The organism is Phyllobacterium sp. P5_D12, from assembly GCF_054049495.1.
Window position 1 is genome coordinate 1 of record NZ_JBFUMG010001217.1, and the last position, 500, is coordinate 500.

General features: G+C 54.5%; 2 protein-coding genes. Both read right to left on the bottom strand.

The window, feature by feature from the left end:
- Window positions 1–294, bottom strand: a 294-nt coding sequence (locus tag ACXJ5O_RS29575; protein ID WP_457303003.1) for a glycosyltransferase, incomplete at its 3' end; no start/stop codon positions are given.
- Window positions 295–298: 4 nt separating this feature from the next.
- The coding region (locus tag ACXJ5O_RS29580) for a DUF6212 domain-containing protein (protein ID WP_457303004.1) at window positions 299–500 on the bottom strand (202 nt) is incomplete at its 5' end.

Below are 500 nucleotides of genomic sequence, written 5' to 3' on the forward strand. Positions count from 1 at the left end.
ACTCAGCCCTCCATTGGCCTTGCGGAGATAAAAGACGTTTGAATGAGCCAGCGCATATGTCCGTCCGATTTCGCCGGTTTCCGGATAGGGACAGCCGTCATCTATGATCACGGCTGCGAYATCGAAAGGCGCTTCCTGCGCCAAAACGGATTCCACAGCTTCCGCAAGAAGCACAGAGTGCTTATAGGCCGGAATGAGCACTGCGACCCTAGTGGGCGGTGGACCATCCGGGTCGATATCGGACGGCAATTGCGTGCTGATCTGTTCTCGGAGACGTTTGATCTGGTCCAGCATGAAATTATCCATTGACCATGAGGCTGATGTTACGGAATTTCGCCCAAGCGAAAGCGTTATCTCCCGGATTGTCCTTCATTCGGGTCGCGATGTAGATGTTTTGCCACACGCCAACCTGTTCAGTGATGAAGGCGTTGAGCCGTGGCTCTTCACCCGGCGCAACACTAGTCCAACCTGAAAATCCTTCTCCGGTGCCGGGTGACCGT